This window comes from Alteromonas sp. KUL49, assembly GCF_006538345.1.
In the GTDB taxonomy this organism is placed as follows: Bacteria; Pseudomonadota; Gammaproteobacteria; order Enterobacterales; family Alteromonadaceae; genus Alteromonas.
Window position 1 is genome coordinate 103,993 of sequence record NZ_BJKL01000005.1, and the last position, 22,194, is coordinate 126,186.

The 22,194-nt window shown below is 42.3% G+C and carries 19 protein-coding genes and 1 pseudogene; 17 read left to right on the forward strand and 3 right to left on the reverse strand.

Translation table 11 applies throughout. The annotated features are described in order from the left end of the window. Window positions 1-45 precede the first annotated feature (45 nt). The 3 genes from EYS00_RS10210 to EYS00_RS10220 all read left to right on the forward strand — a co-directional run bounded on the left by EYS00_RS10210 (window position 46) and on the right by EYS00_RS10220 (window position 3,560). Window positions 46-1,233, forward strand: a complete 1,188-nt coding sequence (locus EYS00_RS10210) for a PAS domain-containing sensor histidine kinase (protein ID WP_130636454.1) — start codon at window positions 46-48, stop codon at window positions 1,231-1,233. 17 nt (window positions 1,234-1,250) lie between these two features. Continuing rightward, the gene (locus EYS00_RS10215) at window positions 1,251-2,594 is read left to right on the forward strand and encodes a sigma-54 dependent transcriptional regulator (RefSeq protein ID WP_130636455.1); all 1,344 of its coding nucleotides are present in this window, start codon (window positions 1,251-1,253) and stop codon (window positions 2,592-2,594) included. 369 nt (window positions 2,595-2,963) lie between these two features. Next, entirely contained in the window at window positions 2,964-3,560 is a 597-nt protein-coding gene (locus tag EYS00_RS10220) for a transporter substrate-binding domain-containing protein (RefSeq protein WP_165399355.1), read from the forward strand. A 261-nt stretch (window positions 3,561-3,821) separates the two neighbouring features. Here the strand turns inward: EYS00_RS10220 and EYS00_RS20530 are convergent, their stop codons facing one another. After that, window positions 3,822-3,971 carry a hypothetical protein gene (locus tag EYS00_RS20530; protein WP_165399356.1) on the reverse strand — a complete coding sequence of 50 codons (150 nt, stop codon included), beginning with the start codon at window positions 3,969-3,971 and terminating at the stop codon, window positions 3,822-3,824. 10 nt (window positions 3,972-3,981) lie between these two features. After that, complete coding sequence (locus EYS00_RS20935; protein WP_258313025.1) at window positions 3,982-4,113, reverse strand: hypothetical protein; 132 nt, start codon at window positions 4,111-4,113, stop codon at window positions 3,982-3,984. Window positions 4,114-4,570: 457 nt separating this feature from the next. On the opposite strand from EYS00_RS20935, the gene EYS00_RS10225 reads away from it, so the two are divergent. The 9 genes and pseudogenes from EYS00_RS10225 (at window position 4,571) to EYS00_RS10270 (ending at window position 17,187) form a co-directional block, all read left to right on the forward strand. After that, window positions 4,571-4,918 carry a hypothetical protein gene (locus EYS00_RS10225; RefSeq protein WP_130636457.1) on the forward strand — a complete coding sequence of 116 codons (348 nt, stop codon included), beginning with the start codon at window positions 4,571-4,573 and terminating at the stop codon, window positions 4,916-4,918. Between the two features lie 6 nt (window positions 4,919-4,924). After that, window positions 4,925-5,281, forward strand: coding sequence for a hypothetical protein (locus EYS00_RS10230; RefSeq protein WP_207301700.1), 357 nt, complete (start codon window positions 4,925-4,927; stop codon window positions 5,279-5,281). A 182-nt stretch (window positions 5,282-5,463) separates the two neighbouring features. Further along, window positions 5,464-11,790, forward strand: coding sequence for an RHS repeat-associated core domain-containing protein (locus EYS00_RS10235; protein ID WP_130636459.1), 6,327 nt, complete (start codon window positions 5,464-5,466; stop codon window positions 11,788-11,790). Then, window positions 11,787-12,737 (forward strand): hypothetical protein, encoded by a 951-nt coding sequence (locus EYS00_RS10240; protein ID WP_130636460.1) that lies wholly within the window; start codon window positions 11,787-11,789, stop codon window positions 12,735-12,737. Before EYS00_RS10235 ends, EYS00_RS10240 begins: the two co-directional genes overlap by 4 nt. Further along, window positions 12,737-13,105, forward strand: coding sequence for a hypothetical protein (locus tag EYS00_RS10245; protein WP_130636461.1), 369 nt, complete (start codon window positions 12,737-12,739; stop codon window positions 13,103-13,105). The genes EYS00_RS10240 and EYS00_RS10245 overlap by 1 nt, the downstream gene beginning before the upstream one ends. 447 nt (window positions 13,106-13,552) lie before the next feature. Beyond that, window positions 13,553-13,744, forward strand: coding sequence for a hypothetical protein (locus EYS00_RS10250; protein ID WP_130636462.1), 192 nt, complete (start codon window positions 13,553-13,555; stop codon window positions 13,742-13,744). Further along, window positions 13,744-14,283, forward strand: coding sequence for a hypothetical protein (locus tag EYS00_RS10255; RefSeq protein ID WP_130636463.1), 540 nt, complete (start codon window positions 13,744-13,746; stop codon window positions 14,281-14,283). The genes EYS00_RS10250 and EYS00_RS10255 overlap by 1 nt, the downstream gene beginning before the upstream one ends. 1,113 nt (window positions 14,284-15,396) lie before the next feature. Then, window positions 15,397-15,597 (forward strand): annotated as a pseudogene (locus EYS00_RS20940) (transposase); the annotation flags it as partial. Window positions 15,598-16,203: 606 nt separating this feature from the next. Further along, complete coding sequence (locus EYS00_RS10270) at window positions 16,204-17,187, forward strand: transposase (RefSeq protein WP_130636465.1); 984 nt, start codon at window positions 16,204-16,206, stop codon at window positions 17,185-17,187. 93 nt (window positions 17,188-17,280) lie between these two features. Here the strand turns inward: EYS00_RS10270 and EYS00_RS10275 are convergent, their stop codons facing one another. Then, window positions 17,281-17,622 carry a response regulator receiver protein gene (locus tag EYS00_RS10275; protein WP_130636466.1) on the reverse strand — a complete coding sequence of 114 codons (342 nt, stop codon included), beginning with the start codon at window positions 17,620-17,622 and terminating at the stop codon, window positions 17,281-17,283. Between the two features lie 275 nt (window positions 17,623-17,897). On the opposite strand from EYS00_RS10275, the gene EYS00_RS10280 reads away from it, so the two are divergent. The 5 genes from EYS00_RS10280 (at window position 17,898) to fliG (ending at window position 22,194) form a co-directional block, all read left to right on the forward strand. Then, complete coding sequence (locus EYS00_RS10280; RefSeq protein ID WP_130636467.1) at window positions 17,898-18,227, forward strand: hypothetical protein; 330 nt, start codon at window positions 17,898-17,900, stop codon at window positions 18,225-18,227. Window positions 18,228-18,540: 313 nt separating this feature from the next. Continuing rightward, window positions 18,541-18,873 (forward strand): hypothetical protein, encoded by a 333-nt coding sequence (locus EYS00_RS10285; protein WP_130636468.1) that lies wholly within the window; start codon window positions 18,541-18,543, stop codon window positions 18,871-18,873. A gap of 230 nt (window positions 18,874-19,103) precedes the next feature. Beyond that, window positions 19,104-19,433, forward strand: coding sequence for a flagellar hook-basal body complex protein FliE (gene fliE, locus EYS00_RS10290; RefSeq protein WP_130636469.1), 330 nt, complete (start codon window positions 19,104-19,106; stop codon window positions 19,431-19,433). 12 nt (window positions 19,434-19,445) lie between these two features. Continuing rightward, window positions 19,446-21,140, forward strand: coding sequence for a flagellar basal-body MS-ring/collar protein FliF (gene fliF / locus EYS00_RS10295; RefSeq protein WP_130636470.1), 1,695 nt, complete (start codon window positions 19,446-19,448; stop codon window positions 21,138-21,140). 13 nt (window positions 21,141-21,153) lie between these two features. After that, window positions 21,154-22,194, forward strand: a complete 1,041-nt coding sequence (gene fliG, locus EYS00_RS10300; RefSeq protein WP_130636471.1) for a flagellar motor switch protein FliG — start codon at window positions 21,154-21,156, stop codon at window positions 22,192-22,194.

Below are 22,194 nucleotides of genomic sequence, written 5' to 3' on the forward strand. Positions count from 1 at the left end.
TACATGTCATAGGTAATAAAACGTCTAACATTTGACGAGGATGCCATGGCATACGATAGCGGTCACTACGAACCAACAGATTCATCTTGGTCTGTATTTGATACTCACACTCTTACGTCTGATACAAGTGTTCCACTGAACTCGCAACGTTCACCTGCGGTTAACACTGATGACGATGATAAGACCGGTACCGCAGAACTCGTTTCTCTTCGTCAACAAGCAAGTCGTATGGCCCATCTACTTAAGGTAATGCCCGCAGGTGTTATCGTTATTGATGGCAAAGGCGTAGTTAAACAGGCCAATGATCAAGCCAAAGCTTTATTGGGCGAGCCACTGGAAGAAGAAGTATGGCGCGCCATTATTGCTCGCTCTTTTAAGCCTCGTGCCGACGATGGTCACGAAGTTTCTTTGGTTGATGGGCGCAGAGTAAAGCTCTCGATTACTCCACTTGAAGGTGAACCTGGCCAACTAATCGTTATTACTGACCTTACTGAGACTCGTCAGTTGCAGGCTCGTGTAAGCCATATGCAGCGTTTGTCCTCGTTGGGCAAAATGGTTGCATCGTTGGCGCATCAAATCCGTACACCATTATCTGCGGCAATGCTATATGCCGCAAACCTAACTCGTAAAAACTTACCTCAAGAAGCGGGCGAACAGTTTGCTAACAAACTGACAGATCGCTTGAAGGAACTTGAGAGTCAGGTGAATGACATGTTGTTGTTTGCCAAGTCTGGTGAAGATCAAGTCGTTACCAATATCAGTCTTGAGCAGCTTAAAGACGCCATCGAACCAAGTGCGCTCAGCATGACAAGTCAGCAAGCTCAACCGCTTTGTTTTGAGGGGTTTGAGAGTGATGTTTGCTTTACTGGAAACCTAACAGCGTTACAAGGTGCATTACTAAATCTTATTCACAATGCGAGTCAGGTCACTCCTAAGGGCTATGACGTTACCGTGCGCGCGACTGTTGCCCATCAAGGGCTAGCAATATCTGTCATTGATGGTGGTCAAGGTGTGCCTGAGCAAATCAAAGCCAAGATTTTTGAACCGTTTTTTACCACTAAAACTCACGGTACGGGGTTAGGACTGGCCGTGGTTAAATCTGTGGTCAAAGCACACCATGGCAATCTTACTGTGACCAATATGAAAGAACGAGGTGCGTGTTTTACGGTGGCGTTACCATGCTCACCGCAAACTAACCTAGATAATACCGTTCTTTCGAAGAACGTAGCCTGATTAAAGAGGACGCCCTAATGTCAAAAACTACCATTCTAATTGTTGAAGATGACGCAGGCTTACGTGAAGCACTCTACGATACGCTACTGCTAGGTGACTACAACGTCGTCGACGCCGACAGTGCTGAGTCAGCACTGATGATTTTGGCAGCGCGCAAGATAGATCTTGTGGTGAGCGATATCCAAATGGGTGAAATGAGCGGCCTCACACTGCTTAAAAACATTAAGGCTAAATACCCCAATATGCCGGTGTTGCTAATGACAGCCTATGCCACCATTGATGACGCGGTAAAAGCGATGCGTGACGGTGCGACAGACTATTTGTCTAAGCCATTTTCGCCAGAGGTATTGTTGAACCTAGTAGGTCGGTATGCACCTGCTCAACAGGTAGAATCGAGAACGCCAATCGTGGCGGACCCTACTAGTTTGCAATTGCTCACGCTATCGAGAAAAGTGGCAAAGTCAGAAGCTACCGTAATGATTTTAGGACCAAGTGGTTCGGGGAAAGAAGTACTTTCTCGCTATATTCACGATCAATCGGCGAGAAACGAAGCCCCGTTTGTCGCCATTAACTGTGCAGCAATTCCAGAGAATATGCTTGAAGCCACACTCTTTGGCTACGAAAAGGGCGCATTTACAGGCGCTATCCAAGCATGTCCGGGTAAGTTTGAGCAGGCGCAAAACGGTACCTTGTTGCTCGATGAAATCACAGAAATGGATTTAGCCTTACAAGCAAAGCTGCTGCGAGTATTGCAGGAGCGAGAAGTAGAGCGATTAGGTGGGCGTAAAAACATTAAACTTAATGTTCGTGTTATTGCCACAAGCAACCGAGATCTTCGCAAAGCGGTGGATGCTGGTGAGTTCAGAGAAGACTTATACTATCGTTTGAACGTATTCCCACTTACATGGCGACCGCTGGCGCAACGTCCGGGTGATATTGTGCCACTGGCAGAACACCTCATTCAGCGTCATACACAAAACCAAGGGCTAGGTAATGTGCGTTTGAGTGCCGCAGCCAGGAGCAAGCTGGCTCAATATACTTGGCCGGGCAACGTACGCGAACTCGAAAACGTCATTCAGCGAGCACTTATTCTGTGTGAAAACGGAGAAATTGATGCCGGTGATTTGATGATAGATATGGCTATGGATACTCAGCCTGAAGTTGAGGTTATGCCGGAACCTGAAGAGACAAGTCGCTTGGGTTCAGAGCTTCGTTATCAGGAACACCAAATCATTCTAGATACACTTACACTCTGCAATGGTAAACGCAAAGATGTTGCTGAAAAACTGGGTATAAGCCCTCGTACGTTACGATACAAGCTCGCAAGGATGAGAGAAGATGGCATCGAGGTACCAGCCTAGTTGCGCAACGCTAAAACACTTTCCTCTGTAGTCTTTACATCACCGCACTTGGTAGCAATTACAAGCATGTATACCAAGTGTGTGGTGATTTTTTCTGTGATTTTAATCTTTAAAGCGTTTCCGTGTGGCGAAACGTAAAATCCCAAGGGAAACGGCCTGAAGTATAAATTGCATTGATATACGAATAGTCCTAACCTTAAACACTACGTGTTTTTTTGTTGTCGTTTGATGTTTGGATACCCAGCCTTTCCGCGGAGTTTTGCAACTTACTTAGCGAGCCTCATTTTTTTGTTTGCCAGTATTTCTTCGGTGAATGCCGACTCTAATTCTACAAAAATTGTGTTTGCTTGTGCCGAGCTACCTGAAAATATGCAAAATTATTTTCAGAAAATCTACGGTACGGCATTTGCCGAGTTGGGAATGGAGTTTGAGATGGTTCCCTTGGGCCTTGCCAGAGCAATGCAAGAGGCTGATAAAGGAACTGTTGATGGGCTTTGCGGCAAAATTGCAATGTTCAAAGATATGCCTATCGCCACCGATTTAATCCAAATACCAACACCTCTGCTTTCGTCTCAGATTGCATTGTGGGTGCTAGACAAGAACGAGCAGAGCTTCAGTGATATCAGTGCTCAGAAAAACAACTACAGTGTTACTTATCAACGCGGATCGCTCGCGAGCGAGTACTACGTAAAGAAGTATGCACTCACTAATATCGTTACCACCTGGTCTAAAGACGACGCTTTACAATTGGTACTCAACGAAAAAGTGGACGCCATGATATCGGGTGACTTATTTGTGTATCAATATAATGCTAAATCGGTAGGAAATACCCTAGCTAGGGTGTCTAATGTTGAAACATTAGACATGTTTCCATTTATTCACAAACGACACCAAACCATCGCCCAAGATGTAGAAGAGGCGATTAACAATGCGCTAGAAAAACACGGCTTATTTGAAGAAAAATAACTTAATCTTAAAATAGTCCACGTAGCCATTATCCACCGCGAATTAAGTTTTGTTATAAATCTTGGTACAAAGAGCCAACAAGCAAAATAGCAACCCAACCTGAAGCTCTCCCAAGTAAACGCTCGTTTCTGCTTGGGTTACAAGAGAGTAGAGCGCTCTGCAAATAAAAATGCCAGCAGCAAGATTAAGAGCGATTGGTGAGTGTTTAGTAAGCATGTTGACTCCTTTTTTGTGCTTTACAGTCTCAAGGCTAGATGCCCATTACCAGTGATCGTTGCGATTAGTATTGCCATACTGGTTGTAAATTGAATCACTTGCGTTACCCACTTGGGCAAAGAAAGCGCCTAAGTCATAAAATAAACCTGCGCCTGATACTTGGTTAATTTCTTCCGTTGAAAGTGTTGTTTTCATCACTGTCTCCTTATCGTCTGTGGTCTGAATAACCTTGATAGAAATCATAGGCCGCGTCAGCCACAGCAATTGCGATAGCTACGTGTGCCCAATAACCTCCAGATACTTGTGAAGCATCCTCGTTTGATAGTTCCACTAACATATTTAAATCCTTCTATTGTTTGGTTGGTGACTTTTGAAGTCAGTGAAAGTTTATCAAGCACATAGAGCGCTAAATACTGACGGAAGGGACAGTTTTGACTGCTAGATGAGAGGCGTGTGAGTGGACGACCTAGAGCTCTAAATGTTGTTTTATCATCAAATTAATCAGGCAGGTACTTTATAATCCGAGTCATTCGAGGGGAACTATAACTTTAACTTGACTAACATCAGACCCTAATTTAACTTAGATTTCCTCAACTTAGGACTGGTTGTGTGGTAGTAGAGAAAAGGAACTTTTCAATTCGAATTTTTCCCTTATTCTCATCCGCTTGCTATAAAATTTTTCCGCAGTGACTAGCGGTTAGTTGATATCAATTAACTCGTTTAGTCTGCATTGATTTTCGACCGTCCCAATTGTTACTTTGAATTTTGATCTTTAGCGAGTAAGGAAATCTGTTGTGATTAAACGCATGCTAGTGGTTTTGGCTTTGTTTGTTAGTGTTAATGCTTATTCCTCAGGAATTGCAAACAGTTACTACGTTACGGCTGTTCGAGCAGACCAATCAGGAAAAGGATGGATTCAATTTTCAAGTACGTTAAATGCAAGCTCTACGGGGCTCCCGTCTTGTGGCTCAACGCAAAGAAATAAGCTCGCTTTTGATGCGAATACTGATGGAGGCAAGGCCATATTGAGCATCGCGTTAGCTGCACTGTCAACTAAAAAACGTATTTGGGCGTCAGGTACCAACACATGCTCTGTATACGGCACAATCGAGAGTTACTCTTGGGGAAGTATTAAGGACTAATATCGTATGAGAATTATGAAATTTGTATTGACACTTTTTACGTTTTTGATGGCGTTTGAGTGCTGCTCAGTTGGAATTGCGAATATGTATTTGGTTAAGTCGGTTCGTGTTGATGCGAGTGGCATTGGTTATGTTGAGTTCGATAAAAGTTTAACCGCATCCTCCACTGGCTTACCCTCGTGCACAATTGATTTTTACAAAAACATGCTTGCTTTCGATACTAAAACAGACGGTGGTAAAGCTATTTTAAGTACTGCATTGACAGCTTATACATCGAAGAAAAAAATGTGGGTCGCTGGAACGGGCACTTGCTCAGTGTATTCTGTGATGGAATCTTGGGACTGGGGATATGTAAAAGAATGATAATCAAATCTGTTAATTAATAAGTTAGTTTTGACGTTTGTCCTAAAAGTCGATGTCAATTCGTAACGTTTTTAGTGCATTTTAGTTTGATTAATACGTCGACACATCGAAGGGGTTATCAACAAGACCTCTTGTTTGAAAAAATTGCTGTAAGAATTAGAAAATAGTTAGAAGGGAATCAAATGACGTCCGTATTTAAGTCTGTTTTAGTGGCAACTATGCTGTGCAGTTCGCTCTCCATGGCATCAACATGGGTTCCGGTAGGCAACGGCGACCTGACTATCTTTGTTCCTCTTCCCGATATCAACGATTTAACGTCAAGCCCATACTCCACCGGTTCAACGGTTTCGATTAGCGTGGGCGACACTACCTCAAATCAGGCTTACTATTACCGCGCTTATAATGAGGATACAGGTAGCTTCAGTGGTTGGGCGTGCCAAACAGCGGATCTCGTTTCATCAAATGACAATCAAATCCTAATTTCAGACGTTTCATCAGGCACTTACAGGTATCAAGTCTCAGCTTGTATGACTGGTAGCGGTTGTGATGTTTCAGGTTTTCAGAGCGGAGAACTCGCTTGCTCAGATCAAACTTATACATCAAACATTGAAGTGCTAGACCGATCTGGTACACGTACCCCGACAGTTTCTGATAGCACTCGGGAATTTGTTGGAGCTACTGGCGGGCAATTTAGGGTGTCTGAGTCTGGTGCCGCCACTTATTCTGTACCAATCAGTATCCCCGCTGGTACTGCAGGTGTTCAGCCAGAGGTAAGTCTACAGTATAGCAGTCAGGGCGGAAGTGGCCTTGTTGGTCATGGTTGGTCATTAGCTGCAAGTTCTTCTATTGCTCGATGCCCAAAAACCTTTATTCACGATGGCAAAATTAGCGGTGTTAACTATACCAACAGCGATAGACTTTGTTTAGACGGCCAACGCCTTATTCTAAATGGAAGAGCAACTCTACAAACGCCGAGCGCAACAGGTGAGATCTATGAAGAAAAAACTGACGCTCAATACTGGAGCACTTCAGCGGTTTATCATACTGAAGTCGACTCGCAGTTGTATGTACGACCAAATTACGTAGGGGGCCACTTAGTTGGCTTTACCGTTGAGAATAAGGCAGGTGAGATTCACTATTACGGGAAAACTAATCGAGAAACAGATTCTAACGATAAAGCGATTTCGGAAAAGTTACTCAAGTATTCCTTTAAGGTGAATGGCAGTGACGATACAGGCGAGGATGCATTTCATGAGACTACCGAAGACTCTAACATAGCAAAGTTCTGGGCGTTAAAGGCTGTTAGAGACATCAGAGACAACTACATACTGTATCGTTACAATAATAATGAACCGCATGGAGAGCATAACCTATCTGAAATTGTCTATACTGGAAACACTGCGGTATCACCCGTACTATCTCCATACGCTAGTATTCGTTTTGATTACGCACAAAATAAAAAGCCGCGTAGTGGTTGGACAGCCGGTTACCCGTGGCAAGCAACTAAACTACTGAAAAACATTACGGTTAGTATTGACGGAGAACAGCACCGTAAATACACATTGGGATATTTTGAGTCCAATTTTCATGAAGAACGCAACTATCTAGAAACTATAACCGAGTGTGTTGAAGACAATGAAAGCAACGATTGTCTACGACCGCTTACATTCCATTGGGACAAACGTGCGCCGGTAACCTCAAGTTCTACAACGCTTTCATATGAAGATGAAGATGGTGATGAAATAGATTACGAGGTAGTTAATACCGATCCATTTAAGCCTTTTAGAACATCGTTTAATAGTCTTGGTAGCCACAATGACCCAGGTACGTCTCAAATATTCGACATCAATGGTGACGGATTTGCTGATGCAATATATACAGAGAACAGTGCTTGGAAGGTCAAACTTGGGCCAAATTTCAGCGGAAGTGCGACTACATTAGGATCGGGGCATACTGATAATGCCGAATATTCACTTGTATTCGATTACAACGGTGATGGTGTACAAGACCTTCTTGTGGCTCAGAATACGTCGAGTAATTGGCATATTTTGAGTTATGGGTTCGAGCGCCAAGTCACAGTTCGAAACTGTGTTAGTCGCGGTGAGTGTTACGACTTTCCAAAAACAATAAAGACTATCGATACCGGAATTAAAGCAACTGGGCTAGAGGGTAAAACACAATTACTCGACGTAGACGGTGATGCTCTTGTTGACCTTGTCATAGTTGAGGGTGGAGATCTCAAATACTTCCGAAACAATGGCGACGGCTCTTTTAACGCAAGTAAAGTAATAGCCGATATTTCACAAGATTCATCGTTATCGTCCGCTTCCGGCCTAGTTCCTGACCTTGGTATAGGGCGACTGTTCCGCTCCACTGCAAATCTCAAGAATGCCGCTTCATTTGACGTTAATGGTGATGGTCGATCTGATTTAATCTTCAAAATTATCGAGAATAATTCACATTGCTTGTACAGAGGAGTAAGAATTCATGTCTCAGGGCGAATCGAGTGTGAACGAGATATTCTCGGAGAGTGGGTTGAAGGTGAGACCCACTTTTGGAAACTATATGTCTCTACTGGAGAAGACAGCTTAACGGAGCTTCAAACACTTAAAACTCTCAGCTCAACAGGCCCCGGTGGAGTGACCTACACCTTTGATTTGAAGATTGTTGACCTAAATGGCGATGGGTTAAGCGATATTATCTATCCTACTAATAACGGCTGGGCTTACCGTTTATCAGATGGTACGCAGCTGATGGCTGTGAAAATGGTTGAGCGCTTAACTAACAGTGGAGGCGTAGCTAACCTAAGTGTAGGCGATTACGATGAAGACTACGCCGTATTCCTTGATGTAAATAGTGATGGGCGAACCGACCTACTTATTCCAAATAGTAACGGCTCGGCTTGGCTGAGCTACTTTTCCCTTGGCTTTGTGGATAATGCGTCCGAGCTTATATTTCAACAGCGCGGAAGTTATAGCTTTAATCGAGAGAAGCATCGCCGTTTTGCCGACGTTAATGGTGACGGGAAGCTCGACTATCTAGAGTATCACAGTAATTGGCGTCTCTTCGCTGGTGGCGGCATTGTTAATGATGCGGAAGATGTTATCAGCAAAATCACTAATGGTTTTGGTTTAGAAACCCGTGTCAACTACACCAACATTACCAACACATTTACCTATACACAGCAAGACTCCAGCTTTCGCTATGACGAGAACGGCGATGAGATTCCAGATTTGTTTTCACCTAAAAGCGCATATTTCGTTGTAAGTGAAGCCACATCTGATACCTCTCCCAGCACTACAGGCAGTGTCAATAATACCAATACTGTTCGCTACCAGTACGGCGGATTGCTACTCAACAAAAAAGGTCGAGGTATGCTTGGGTTCGAGGTGGTTAGAAGCCTTGATATGCAATCTTGTGTGACTCAAGTCCAAATCATCCTGAACGGTACGTCAGAACCCGGCGTTACAACATATCCCGATGATTGTATAACCACCGAAACGCGTTACTCCCAAGAATTCCCATTTATTGGTATGCCGTTAGAAACCATACAGTCTATTGGCGAAGGCGGTAATTTAATCAGTTATTCTGAGAATACGCTGGCCAATTTAACCACGGTTGACAAAGGGTTCTTCCCCTACATAGAGAGCTCTATCGAAGAATCATATTCCATCAATGACAGTGTTACGTCTACGTTGAGGTATGGACGAGTTGTGTCTGAATTTGAATACGACACGTATGGCAACCAAACCTACTCGCGGATTGAGATGCAGCATGCGTCAAATCCCGATACGCAATTTTCATATACTGAAGCAACCAGTGAGTATGGTAATTCCGTCCGTTATAAAAGACTCGGCCGCTTGATGAAAACAACTGTGGTAAAGGACTACCGTTATAACAGCTATGAGCCAGCGCAGACCTCGCTAACTAGTACATTCACGTATTACAACGACCTACTGCTAAAAACGTCAAATGATGGATTACTCACTACAACTTATGGTTATGATAAATTTGGCAACAAAGAGTCAGTTCAGGTAGTTGGCCATGTTGATGCAAATAACTCTGTCTCTCAGACTAGAACTCAATTTTCTTCTTTTGAAGATTCGAGAGGTCGATATGTTGAGTCTACAACCAATGCACTTGGGCATACAGCGACATCCATAACTATCGGTATGAACGGTTCAGATGCCGGCCGAGTCCGCGAGATATCATCAACAGATTCAAATGGAATTACCACCCATGTGTATTTTGATAAATTTGGTACCAAAACACGTCAAACAGTGACCGGCGCTGATGAAGACGATCCAACACTAGAAACGTATACGTACCACAGTTATTGTAGCTCTGTATCTTGCCCAAATAGCAATGCGTATTATCGCACCATTGAAGTGTCTTCCGGGGCCCCTGAAAAACAAGTATTGTTTGATGCTTGGGGGCGCGAAGTTTCGACTCGTGTACAAAATCACTCGGGAAATTGGACGGTCACGCTAAAAACGTATGATAGCAACGGACGGGTCAAGTTCTCTTACGAGCCCATCAATGTCAGCAGTGAAGCAAATAGTGATACCTATTCAACGTATTATACATCGATGACATACGACCGAATGGGGCGAGTTCAGAAACAGACCAATCCCAATGGAAGCTTCACTAACTACAACTACTGGCAAAGCACTAATCATCAGGGTATTGATAAACACGACCAAGATGGTGTGGGTTTGGTGGAGTACATCAATTGGACGGGTAAGCCGTATCGAATTCTCGACCGTAAAAATACAGTAACACTGGCAAGACTAGACTATCAATATACGGTTGGTCTGAATCTATGGAAGGCTAATGTTTATGAAGATTCGTCAAGTTATTCACATACTCAAGTAGTAAATACCTTTGATAAATACGGCAGAAAAGTAAAAACTGACGATGAAAACAAAGGTATTTGGACTTACGACTACAACGACTTTGGTGAGCTGGTATCGCAAACCAACAGCAGTGGTCAAACTACAACCTTTACCTATGATAATGCGGGCCGAAAACTAACTAGAAAGGATGATGACGGCTTTACGCTGTGGACGTATAACGACAGCCAAGCATATGCCGACGGAAAGCTTACCGCGGTAGCTCTTTACGAAGGTAAGTCGAGTGCTTCAGGAACACCAAACTATTCAGAAAGTTATACGTTTACAAGCTTTGGTAAAGTAGAGTCACAAACCTACATAGCAGACGGCGAAGTGTTCGAATCTCGATTCAGCTACGATGAATTTAATCGCTTGCGCTTTACCACTTACCCAGCAAATGGATTCACCGTTAAAAATACCTACACGTCACTCGGGTTCCCAGATTCAGTAGTTAACGCTACCTCTGGGCATCGCGACGAAGGAAAGGTGTATCAGCACGTCGATAGCATTAATGCCCGTGGTCAAGTCACGAGTGTGTCTTATGGCAATGGCGTTACTCAAGTAAAAGATTTCTATGATAATACTGGCTGGTTAAAGTTCATTGGTGTTTCTGATGGTTCCAGTAATGTAGTAAGAAGCCAGAATTATACCTATTACACTAATGGTAATATAAATACGCGCAGCAATACTTACAGTGCTACTAGCAGTGCTCAAAACTCATTAGAAACGTTCACTTACGACGATATGAATCGCTTGGATGGCAGAACTCATAATATCGGCGGCTCAAACATACAAGAGAGTTATACATACGACAGATTGGGCAATATCGAAACCAACAATGGGCTTAATTACACTTACGACAATAATGTAGCCAATGAACTTAAAAGTGTGAGTGGAAATGGCTTGTCTTACAGTTTCTCTTACGATAATCGTGGTAACGTTGAAAGTGACGGCTCTAGAACGTTTACATATTCTAGTTTCGATTTACCTACGCAAATTAAAAAGGGCAGTACAACCGTAAACTTCAAGTACGGTACAGCGCGTCAACTCTATCGCCAAACCTTAGTCACCAGTGATGGTATTACCGATAAACTCTTTATTGGTGGTACGTACGAGCGAGCGTCACTTCCTTCTGGTGTTACAGAGCATAAGTACACAGTTGGTGGGATCATAGTTACTGACCGTAGCAATAACGATAACGAAACCCTGTATACCCATAAAGACCATCTTGGCTCTACGGTATCTATTACCAACAGCGCTGGTAAAGTTCAGCAACATTTCATGTATGACCCTTGGGGTAAACAAACGGTATTCAACGATACCTATAGTCTTTTGGCGTATACCTCACCTGGTGATAGTTACGGATATACTGGTCATAAGATGCTCAATGAGTTGGGTATTATTCATATGAACGGTAGGATCTACGATCCAACCCTTGGCCGATTCCTTCAGGCTGATCCACATATTCAAGCGCCTAAGAATTCACAAAACTATAATCGTTATAGTTATGTGTTGAATAATCCGATGAGTTATACCGATCCTAGTGGTTTTTCTTTAAGAAGTTGTGGAGTGGTATCAAGTCCATACTTCAAGCAGTCGCTAGAATTCCAATTTTGAATGCTGTATTACAGTTTGCAGCTTGCTCAACAGGGCTTCCTGGTTGTGCGCTTTACGCCGCACTAAGTAGTTATGCTGTAACGGGGAGTCTCAAAGCCGCAGTTGTTTCTGGAATAACTGCTGGAGCCGGAGGAGGAGGGTTCTTCCAGGCGGCTTTAGTCGGAGGGTTAGCATCAAAGGCTACGGGCGGCAACTTTGGTCATGGATTCTGGAGTGCGGGTATTGGCAATTTAGTTGGTGGAAAAATTAAAACCGGAAACGCGTATTTGAATGTCGCGATATCGGCGATTATTGGAGGTACTGTTTCAAAATTGACTGGAGGCAAATTTGCACATGGTGCGCAGACTTGGGCATTTAGTTCTGTAATGGCGCAGTATTGGGGTAGTGAAACAAGAGTCCAATATGATGAGCGTAGAAGTAGCACTGAAGATGTGCAATTAACAGCAAGACAACTAGACGAATTCACATCTTTGTTACAAGAAGGGAAGGAAATGATTGCTCAATTTAGAGAAGATTTATCAACTCAGTCTGGTAATTATGATGAAATAAGACGGCATTATGGTTTTACTAGCGATATTCAGTTTTCTGAAACAAGGGAGTTCTTAATAGATAGGGCTACCGCAGCTATGGACTCAATAGACTTTTATATGGAAAACACCCATTTGCTTGTTAATATTACTGGGGCTAATGGGGTGTTCATTGCTAATGAGGCTAAAGTTGGTTTAAACTTTGGCCGAATTGGTTATTCAAGAGTTGGTACTACGATTCATGAGATCGGACACAGTGTAGGTATGGTTCATCCCAAGGGAACTAAACAGTCTATTAGTGACATTAGAGAACTATCGACTAATGCATTGTACACTAATTATGGTCGGAGGAATGACCTACATATATCTTTGCAGAACAACGCATATGCGTTTCAGTATGCTGTAACGGGACAGTTTTGATGAGAATCTCAGTCTTTTTATTGGTGATTGTTTGGAGCAATTTTTCTTCATCTAATGAGTTGTCAAGTGTTTTAGATACTTTTGTCCATGCAAAGTGTAACTCGGAAACTGTCGATATCGTTCTAGTTTTGACGAATAATACTCCTTATGAGCTTAAAATTTTAGCAAACCATCAGATAAATGATCGCTATCTATACCCCGATATATTTTCAATCTACGATGCTAAGAGGTTGACTGACTATATTGTGAACGAAGGTAAAGCTTCAGGGGTACTGCTAGTAGGTGATTTTAGGAGTTCAGTGGATATCGAACCTAAAGAGTTTTTTATAAAACCTTTTGAAAAAAACACTGGTCATACAAAGGATTAGAGAAGTTTTATGAGTTAAATGACAGCCTTGATTATATGTTCAAAATCGGTGGGGTTGGGTTTAAAGTAGAATATATGAATGGAGATAGCGAATATGCGATTCTTAACTCGAAATTTTCACTGCTACCAAAATGCTAGGAAATTACTAAGACATCCACAGTAACTCTGTTGCAAGTTTGCTTATTCCGAAAATAAGTTACCGAACTAACTGGACATCCACCGTAATTTGAAACCAAACGCGCTCCGGAACTAATTGGACATCCACCTTAATCTATTGAGTAGGTTAGTGAGTTAAGTGGGAGTTAATGATTCCGAGGACTGAGATTGAGTTTCGTGGACACCCATCGTAATTTGAAACCAAACCCGCTCCGGCGGGATTGGAAGAGTTACATGGACACCCACCTTTAACTAACCGGACACCCATCATAATTTGAGACCAGGGAGTTATATGGACACCCACCTAAACTCAATTATGAATGACCCGAGGTACATGGGAACTTACAACAATATTAATCCAGCGACCAAGCCTCATATGTTGGACTTTTTAGGTTGGTATGTTTATGCAGCAAAAGGGATTGGCCACATTGCTGTAGACGTTGTTCCGAACTTGATTGGTAGCAATGTGAGAAGGAAACATTAGTGTGCGCAATTAGAAAGTTAAGATCCGTTTATGTTTGTTTTGTAGTAATTGTTTTAGGAATCTCTGGTTGTGAGACGGAACGTCGAGTAAATTATGAACATGAACAATCCGCTGAGTTTTACAATAACCGTGATATCGAATCTTTTGTGTTTGATGACTTTAGGGATAACGACATTTTATTCGTAGTTGACATAAAGAAAAATTCACACACAAGCTATATTTTTTGGCTTAGTTTGTATTCTAAAAAAGCTGAAAAGCATATTCAGATCGAGAGTGCAGTCCTAAAGGGAGGGGACTGGAGTATAAGTGGGAGTTATTTTCAGCAGTTACATTTGGATAATTATCTGAGCGAATATACGCTATTCAGATTTGACAACGGATTTAAACTTTTTGAGGCGGATAGTGATACTCTGAAGTTGGTTGTAGATTCTGGAGAAGCGTTGTCACTAACGATAGTCTATGATCTTGGCTTTGGGACTGTGAATAAAACTTTTGTACTGAAGCAGGTAGTAAAAAGATATGCAATATATCCGACCTAGTCAGGAAGGTTAATTGGACATCAGTTAGTTAAGTGGACAGTCATAATAATAACCGATAGAACGTTAACCGTACTTAACGCAAGCTAGTATTAGTAATGAATGACCAAAATTTAAAGAATGTTTCAGACGGCAGAGCTGTGGGTTTTTTCGCAGCAGTAGTATTTACATTTGGAGCATTGCCTTATGTAATAAATAGTGGCGATATTTTTTAATAGTACTCACATTATTTTCGTTTTTATTGATAGATACAGATATAGCGAAAATCTGTATCAGGGTAGTTGATATTCGAAACAACACAATCATATGCTTTAGCTTGAGTTTAATTGCTGGCATCACAGCAGCTATTTTTAATGAATCGTTACTTATTTTGATATGTCTAGCGTTGTCGTCTTTCTGGTATGTTATTAACGTTAAGAGAGTTTTAGCTTGCTTAGATTTAGATAGTTAGTTGGTTACATTTAAGCAACTAATAGAACTAGGTAGACACCCACCTTAACTGACCGATAGTTCTTATTATCAAAAGATGGCTAATCGGAATTCTGCTAGCGTAGTCGTATTTGGTCGGGGGCGCACTGCAGGCTATGAGTGTTCTTATGCGCCCGAGGGCAATTGAGTGTGAATAATTTACTTGTTTTTCTTGCGACACTTCTTTTATTAAGCTCTTGCTCTGAGACTGAAGTATTAGACTATCCTCTCGATGTTAGATCGTTAACTGAGAATACGTCAGAACTGGACGGGAAATTGGTTAGAGTTGAAGGTGTATTGTCGATGGTACCGTCTTTGCGACTGTATCAGACTGAAGCTGATATGAAGGGATTTGTAGTATCTAAGTCATTGCTAGTAATGTACGTGAGGACTGATATCGATATGTTTTTGCTGCCTTGCTTAAAAAAGAAGGTGGAAGTTAGTGGGAAATTAATCAAAAACAGAGACGGAGTGTATGGAATCACAGTACCGTTGGAAATCGTAAGCGAAAACAATATATGCTTCAATGACGATAGTCAGTTAAAGGAAGTTAACATGGACACCCACCTTAACTGACCGTCAGTACAATTACATTGGCGGTCAAAATTCTCGACACTAGTGGTCATTACTCTTTCAGGCATGACCACAATGCCCAAAGCCAGAAGCAGTCAAATCAGTTTGTCAGATACGCCTTATTATAACTGTGTATCGCGCTGTGTGCGTCGTGCATTTTTGTGTGGTGAAGATCGATTTACCAATAAAAGTTATGAACATCGTCGCCAGTGGGTAGAAGACAGAATTCACTACCTAAGGCAAGTATTTTGTATCAGGCTAATTAGACATCCAATTTAAATCTTTAATTAAATTAGTGGGTTGATGGATTTACTTGGAAAGAGTAGCATGCAAAAGCACTACTGAAGAGAATATAGCAGAAGTTCAATGAATATTGAGATACACACACAGTTAATAATACTTTGAAGGTTGGTAAATGGATGTATAGAAAGGGAATATGTTTAATTTTCTGCTTGTTAAGCTCTATCGCTTGGTCACATGATGGTCAAAATGGATGGGTTACAATTTCTAACTACAGGCTTTGGTCAAATACTTACAATGATTCGACAATTAGAATAGTTGCAAGGGATACATATTACAATCCGGGTAATTGCTCTAACGCTGATAGCTATATGATAGCGACATCTTTAGCACCAGAAGTACAAGAAAGGATATATAGCACCTTGCTTGCCAGTTATTTCTCAAAAGCTTCGGTTCGATTGTATGTAAGTGATAGTCAATGTGAAAATGGCAGACCCAGAGTAATCACTGTCACAATGGAATAACATGGGAAGTTTAGGGAGTGAAAACATGGACACCCACCTCAACTGACCGTCAGTACAATTACATTGGCGGTCAAAATTCTCGACACTAGTGGTCATTACTCTTTCAGGCGTGACCACAATGCCCAAAGCCAGAAGCAGTCAAATCAGTTTGTCAGATACGCCTTATTATCACTGTGTATCGCGCTGTGTGCGTCGTGCATTTTTGTGTGGTGAAGATCGATTTACCAATAAAAGTTATGAACATCGTCGCCAGTGGGTAGAAGACAGAATTCACTACCTAAGCCAAGTATTTTGTATTGATGTATGCGCTTATGCAGTAATGAGTAATCATACCCACATTGTTCTGCATGTTGATTCAGAAAAAGCAAAGGCAATGTCTACCGAAGAGGTAATTTCCCGTTGGCACAAAGTATTCAATGGGACTTTGTTAACGCGAGATTACTTGGTAGACGAAAAACGAAGTGCTATGAGAGAAGCACAGCTTTTAACTGTTTATGCAACGGTGGAAGTATGGCGAAAACGCTTGAGTGATATCAGTTGGTTTATGCGTTGTTTGAATGAATACATTGCGAGGCAGGCGAATAAGGAAGACAAGTGCACGGGTCGGTTTTGGGAAGGTCGATTTAAATCGCAAGCACTATTGGATGAAGCAGCACTGCTGGCATGTATGGCTTATGTTGATTTGAACCCTGTTCGAGCCAACATGGCAAAGACACCAGAAGCGTCAAACCATACCAGTATTCAATACCGAATTAATGCAGCAAAGCGAAAAGTACAGCCAAAATACTTGTTGCCCTTTGTAGGAAATCCCAGAAACAACATGCCAAAAGGTATACCGTACTCATTGATTGATTACATAACTTTGGTGGACACAACAAGTAGACAAATACGCGATGATAAACGAGGTTCAGTAGACGATACCCAGTCGCCTATTTTGACTCGCTTGGGAATAAGCGCTGAGCATTGGAAAGAACTAACTACCAAATTTGAAGCTTGTTTTTCAAACGCTGCGGGAAAGCTTGAATATCTAGAAAGATATTGTCGAAATAAAGAAATATACCGAATTAGAAGCAGAGCAACTGCAAAAAAGTCGCTCAATTAAATGCTGAGCCTTTATTTAACCGTCATCAAATTTACAAACACTATTATGCAACTTGAAAATATATGTTTGCCGTGTGGATAAACTACAGGCACATTAAAACTTAATCTGAAGACGGTTTATATAACACTTCTCAGTGGAGTTGTCGAAATTAATACTCACAGACTTACCGCTCATTCCTGCCGCCAGTGCAGTTGCTAGCATCATATCTAATCCCTCTTGCGTTACACCATTTTCCCCAACTTTTGCGTAGTGGTATTTTTGAGGTGTTGCTGTACTTAAACAACTCTCAGAATCTTTATTGAATGTAATGACTAGTCGACCATCGCCAAAAGGATAAACCTTCGCAAGTGTTGATGTATGCCATACGTTTTCTGCGAACGCGACGTTAGACGCAAGTATCGCAGTTAGTAAACAAACTTTAAGCAAGCTGCCCATAGTAGATTCCTTTCTATACAAGTGATTAGAGCAGTACATTGCACTAAGTTTTTTTTCAGCGCAATATATATCTTTTATAAGAACGGTTAAATAAACACAATAATTTTTAGAAGAATTGAGAGGAGTTACATGGACATCCTTTTTAAATTGGGCTAGGTTAAGGCAATTACTTAAATTACCGCGCGGTTGCAGGCTTTATCAATTTTTTCAACTGGTTATGCTTCTTTTGCGGAAAGCTATAGTAATGACTATCTACGATAAATAAGGAGTATTGAATGCGTAGTTTAAAGATTGTTTCAGGAACAATGATGTTGTTGTTTTCATCACAGTTGTTTGCGGGCTGGACGTCCACAGACGGTGAAGTCCTTCAAGTTTTTTCACACAATGGTTTTCATCTAGTTAAAACCAATATACCTGCTTCTACCTGCTCAACTTCAGGTCATTTCTGGTGGCCAGCGGATGATCCCGATGCAGATGACATGTTATCTATTGCTCTTGCGGCCTTCATGTCAGGGAAAAAGGTAGGGTTTGTGCACAATACAGATACACCTGAATGTCTCTGGAATAATTGGAACAAAGCTACGCATATTCGAATCAGTCATTAGCCAGCTTAATTTGTCTATAGCGCCAACTAAATTAACTGTATACCGACCTCAACTGACCGTCATTACAATTACTGTGGCGGTCCGAACTGACTGCACTATATACTTAAAAAGTTATCATTAAGACAATTGTCTCTGTAACTTGGTCAGCGCAAACCAAGATCTCTAGTAAATTGTGGAAGGATTTATGCGTAACGTATCAACACTATCAAAAAATGTTTAAGCTAACTTCAACTACCTGCAACGTTGTAAAAATAGGATACGATTCTATTATTGGCGTCGCTCTTTTATTGTCATACGAATTTAAGGAATAACTGTGAAAAAAACAGCCGTATTTTTACTGTCAATATTGTCGTCAATCTCATGTTATGGCGGAGGTTGGAGTGGAAGTGTCGAGATTAAGGAAATACACCAACGAGAATGCTCAGGTGACAGAGGCCTTGAAATTAAATTGTATTCTCCCCACGATAACCCGGACTCTTGTTCAGATCAGACAACTATTAACTTTTCATGTAGCCATGCTGCTTTTCCTCAAATAGCTTCTTTGGCCGCTACAGCAATGATTGCGGACAAGAAAATATGGGTCTACTTGAGTGGTTGTGATATCGAAGGTCAGGCAAAAGGCCTCACGCTAAAAATCAACGATTAAGTGTGTGAGATTTCCAGCGGTCGAGTGCGACCGCTGTATTAGTTCATAGTGTGTTATTAATTTGCTAGCTCTACCCTAGCAGCGATTACCCGTCATTTTTTTGTCTCACAACCCTCAATCTATTGAATTTTATAGCTTTTCATAATTGGCTCACTGTTTGCTTTACTCATACCCAAAGATGACACAAAGCCAATTATCCGGCACACACAAAGCGATTCGCAGGAGATATTATGGACGTTAAAGCCGATAGTCTGTACCAAGAAATGCAAAGCATGATTGGGCAAACTCGCCTGCAACCCATGGAACCTCAACAACTTTCTGAAGTGAATACTTCTGCCAGCGAGTTTTCAACCATGTTGAAGAATGCTGTTGATGGGGTAAATAGCCTTCAGCTTGAATCTCGCTCTCAGCAACAACGATTTGAAATGGGTGACAAGTCGCTAAGTTTGGCCGACGTGATGGTGGCGAAAGAAAAATCTGGCATTGCATTTGAAGCAACATTACAAGTGCGAAACAAAGTGCTTGAAGCATACAAGCAAATTATGAACATGCCAGTGTAGGTGAAGTGAATTATGGCTGATGCAACTGGAACCGATCTTACCGTAGCCGACTCTGGCGGTATGGCGGGCTTAGAAACCGAAAACAAATCTGGATTTATGGATGCCATTGGCAGCGCTGATATGATGCGTCAAATGGCATTAGTTGTTGTGCTTGTCATCTGTGTGGCCATCGCCGTATTTATTTTAATTTGGGCACAAGAGCCAGACTACCGTCCGCTAGCAAAGATGGAAACGCAAGAACTCATCGAAACGCTAGATTACTTGGACGCTAATCTGATTGAATATCGGCTTGAAGGCAACACGGTATACGTTCGCGCTGATGAATTTCAAAGCATTCGCTTAGGGATGACTCGTCAGGGGTTAACGCAAGCCAGTGAAGCCGGCACTGATATTATCATGACCGATATGGGGTTTGGGGTAAGTCAGCGTGTTGAAATGGAACGACTAAAGCATGCCCGCGAACAACAAATAGCTGCCACTATCGAAGATATCTCTAGTATCCAAAAAGCCCGTGTATTATTAGCGATGCCTAAAGAAAACGTTTTTGCTCGTCGAGAGCGTAAAGCGTCTGCCACTGTTGTTCTTACCGCTAAACGTGGTTCTGTTATTTCTAGTGAAGAAGTTGACGCTGTTGTCGATATCGTAGCGTCGGCAGTGCAAGGCATGGAGCCTTCAAAGGTAACTGTTACCGACAGTAACGGCCGACTGCTAAACTCTGGTTCTCAAGACTCAATGAGTTCTAGAGCGCGAAAAGAGTACGAAATTGAGCGCCAACGCGAACAAGAGTATATGGAAAAGATAGATGCCATCCTGATCCCTGTGTTAGGTATTGGCAACTACACTGCGCAAGCAGACGTTGCGATGGATTTCAGCTCGCTAGAGCAAACACAGCGCAGCTATAATCCTGATCTACCCGCCGTAAGAAGCGAAATGATCATGGAAGAAAACAGTGTTGGAGGGGGAAATACGGGTATTCCAGGTGCACTCAGTAATCAACCTCCTCTTGAATCAAATATTCCTGAAAACGCGATTAATGGTAATCAGCAGGCTATGCCAGGTCGCTCTTCAAAAGAAGAAACCAGAAACTACGAATTAGATACCACTATTAGCCACAGCGTTAAGCAAACGGGTGTTATTCGTCGTCTAAGCGTTTCAGTTGCGGTGGACTACATGCAGGTTACCGGTGAAGACGGTACTACATCAGCCGAGCCTCGCAGTATGGAAGCGTTACTCAACATCCGGCGCTTATTGCAGGGCGGTATTGGTTTTGACGTAACCCGGGGTGATTCTTTAGAAGTCGTCAGTGTACCCTTTACACGCATGGACTCTGGCCTTGCAGAAGAGGTTCCTATTTGGGAGAACCCTACCTTCTTACCTATACTTAAACTTGTGATGGGCGCGTTGGTTATTATTGTTCTGATTATCTTTGTTATCAGACCAATGCTACGTCGCTTGATTAATCCAGACGATACTAAGGAAGCTGAAGACTTTGATGCTGATGAAGGTTTGGATTTGGGTGACGAAACTATTAGTATGCTGTCGCAAGAGTTTGATGAAGGTCAGGTTGGCTTTGCCGCTGATGGTTCACTGATGTTACCAGACCTCCACAAAGATGAAGATGTATTGAAAGCCGTTCGTGCATTGGTGGCTAATGAGCCTGAACTATCCGCCCAAGTTGTTAAGGGCTGGTTGATGCAAGACGAGTAAGTGAGATAAGCCCATGGCCGAAGAACTAGCTACAGTTGAAGAATCCTCCTATGACGTCAGTAAGTTAGAAGGGGTAGAAAAAGCCGCTATCTTGCTATTGAGTTTGTCGGAAGAAGACGCCGCACAAATCTTGAAACACTTAGAGCCCAAGCAAGTGCAAAAGCTGGGTTCTGAGATGGCAAAAGTCGATGATATGACACAGTCGAAAATTACCGCTGTACACAAACACTTCATCGAAGAGATCCAGAACTACAGTACCATTGGCTTCCAGAGCCAAGACTTTGTGAAACGTGCGCTAACTGCTGCGTTGGGTGAAGACAAAGCGGCTAACTTGATCGACCAAATCCTGATGGGCAGTGGGGCTAAGGGCCTTGATTCACTGAAGTGGATGGATTCTAAGCAAGTGGCCAGTATTATTCGCAACGAGCACCCGCAGATCCAAACTATTGTTATGTCATATCTCGAGCCTGAACAAAGCGCCGAGATTTTGGCACAGTTCCCAGAGAAAGTGCGCTTAGACCTATTGATGCGTATCGCTAACCTTGAAGAAGTTCAGCCAGCAGCACTGCAAGAATTGAACGAAATCATGGAGAAACAGTTCGCGGGTCAAGCCGGTACACAAGCAGCCAAGATGGGCGGCTTGAAGTCTGCCGCAGATATCATGAACTACCTCGATACCGCTATCGAAGGTCAGTTGATGGATGCTATCCGTGAGCAAGACGAAGAAATGAGTCAGCAAATCCAAGACTTGATGTTTGTTTTCGATAACCTTGTAGATGTAGATGACAAGGGTATTCAAGCGATTCTTCGTGAAGTTCAGCAAGATGCATTACTCAAATCCATTAAGGGTGCAGATGAAGAACTGAAGAATAAGATCATGAAGAACATGTCTAAACGTGCGGCTGAAATGCTCAATGACGACCTTGAAGCCTTGGGACCAGTGCGTATTTCTGAGGTGGAGACCGCACAGAAAGAAATCCTGTCTGTGGCACGTCGCTTGTCAGACTCTGGTGAAATCATGCTTGGTGGTGGCGGTGGAGAGGAATTCCTCTAG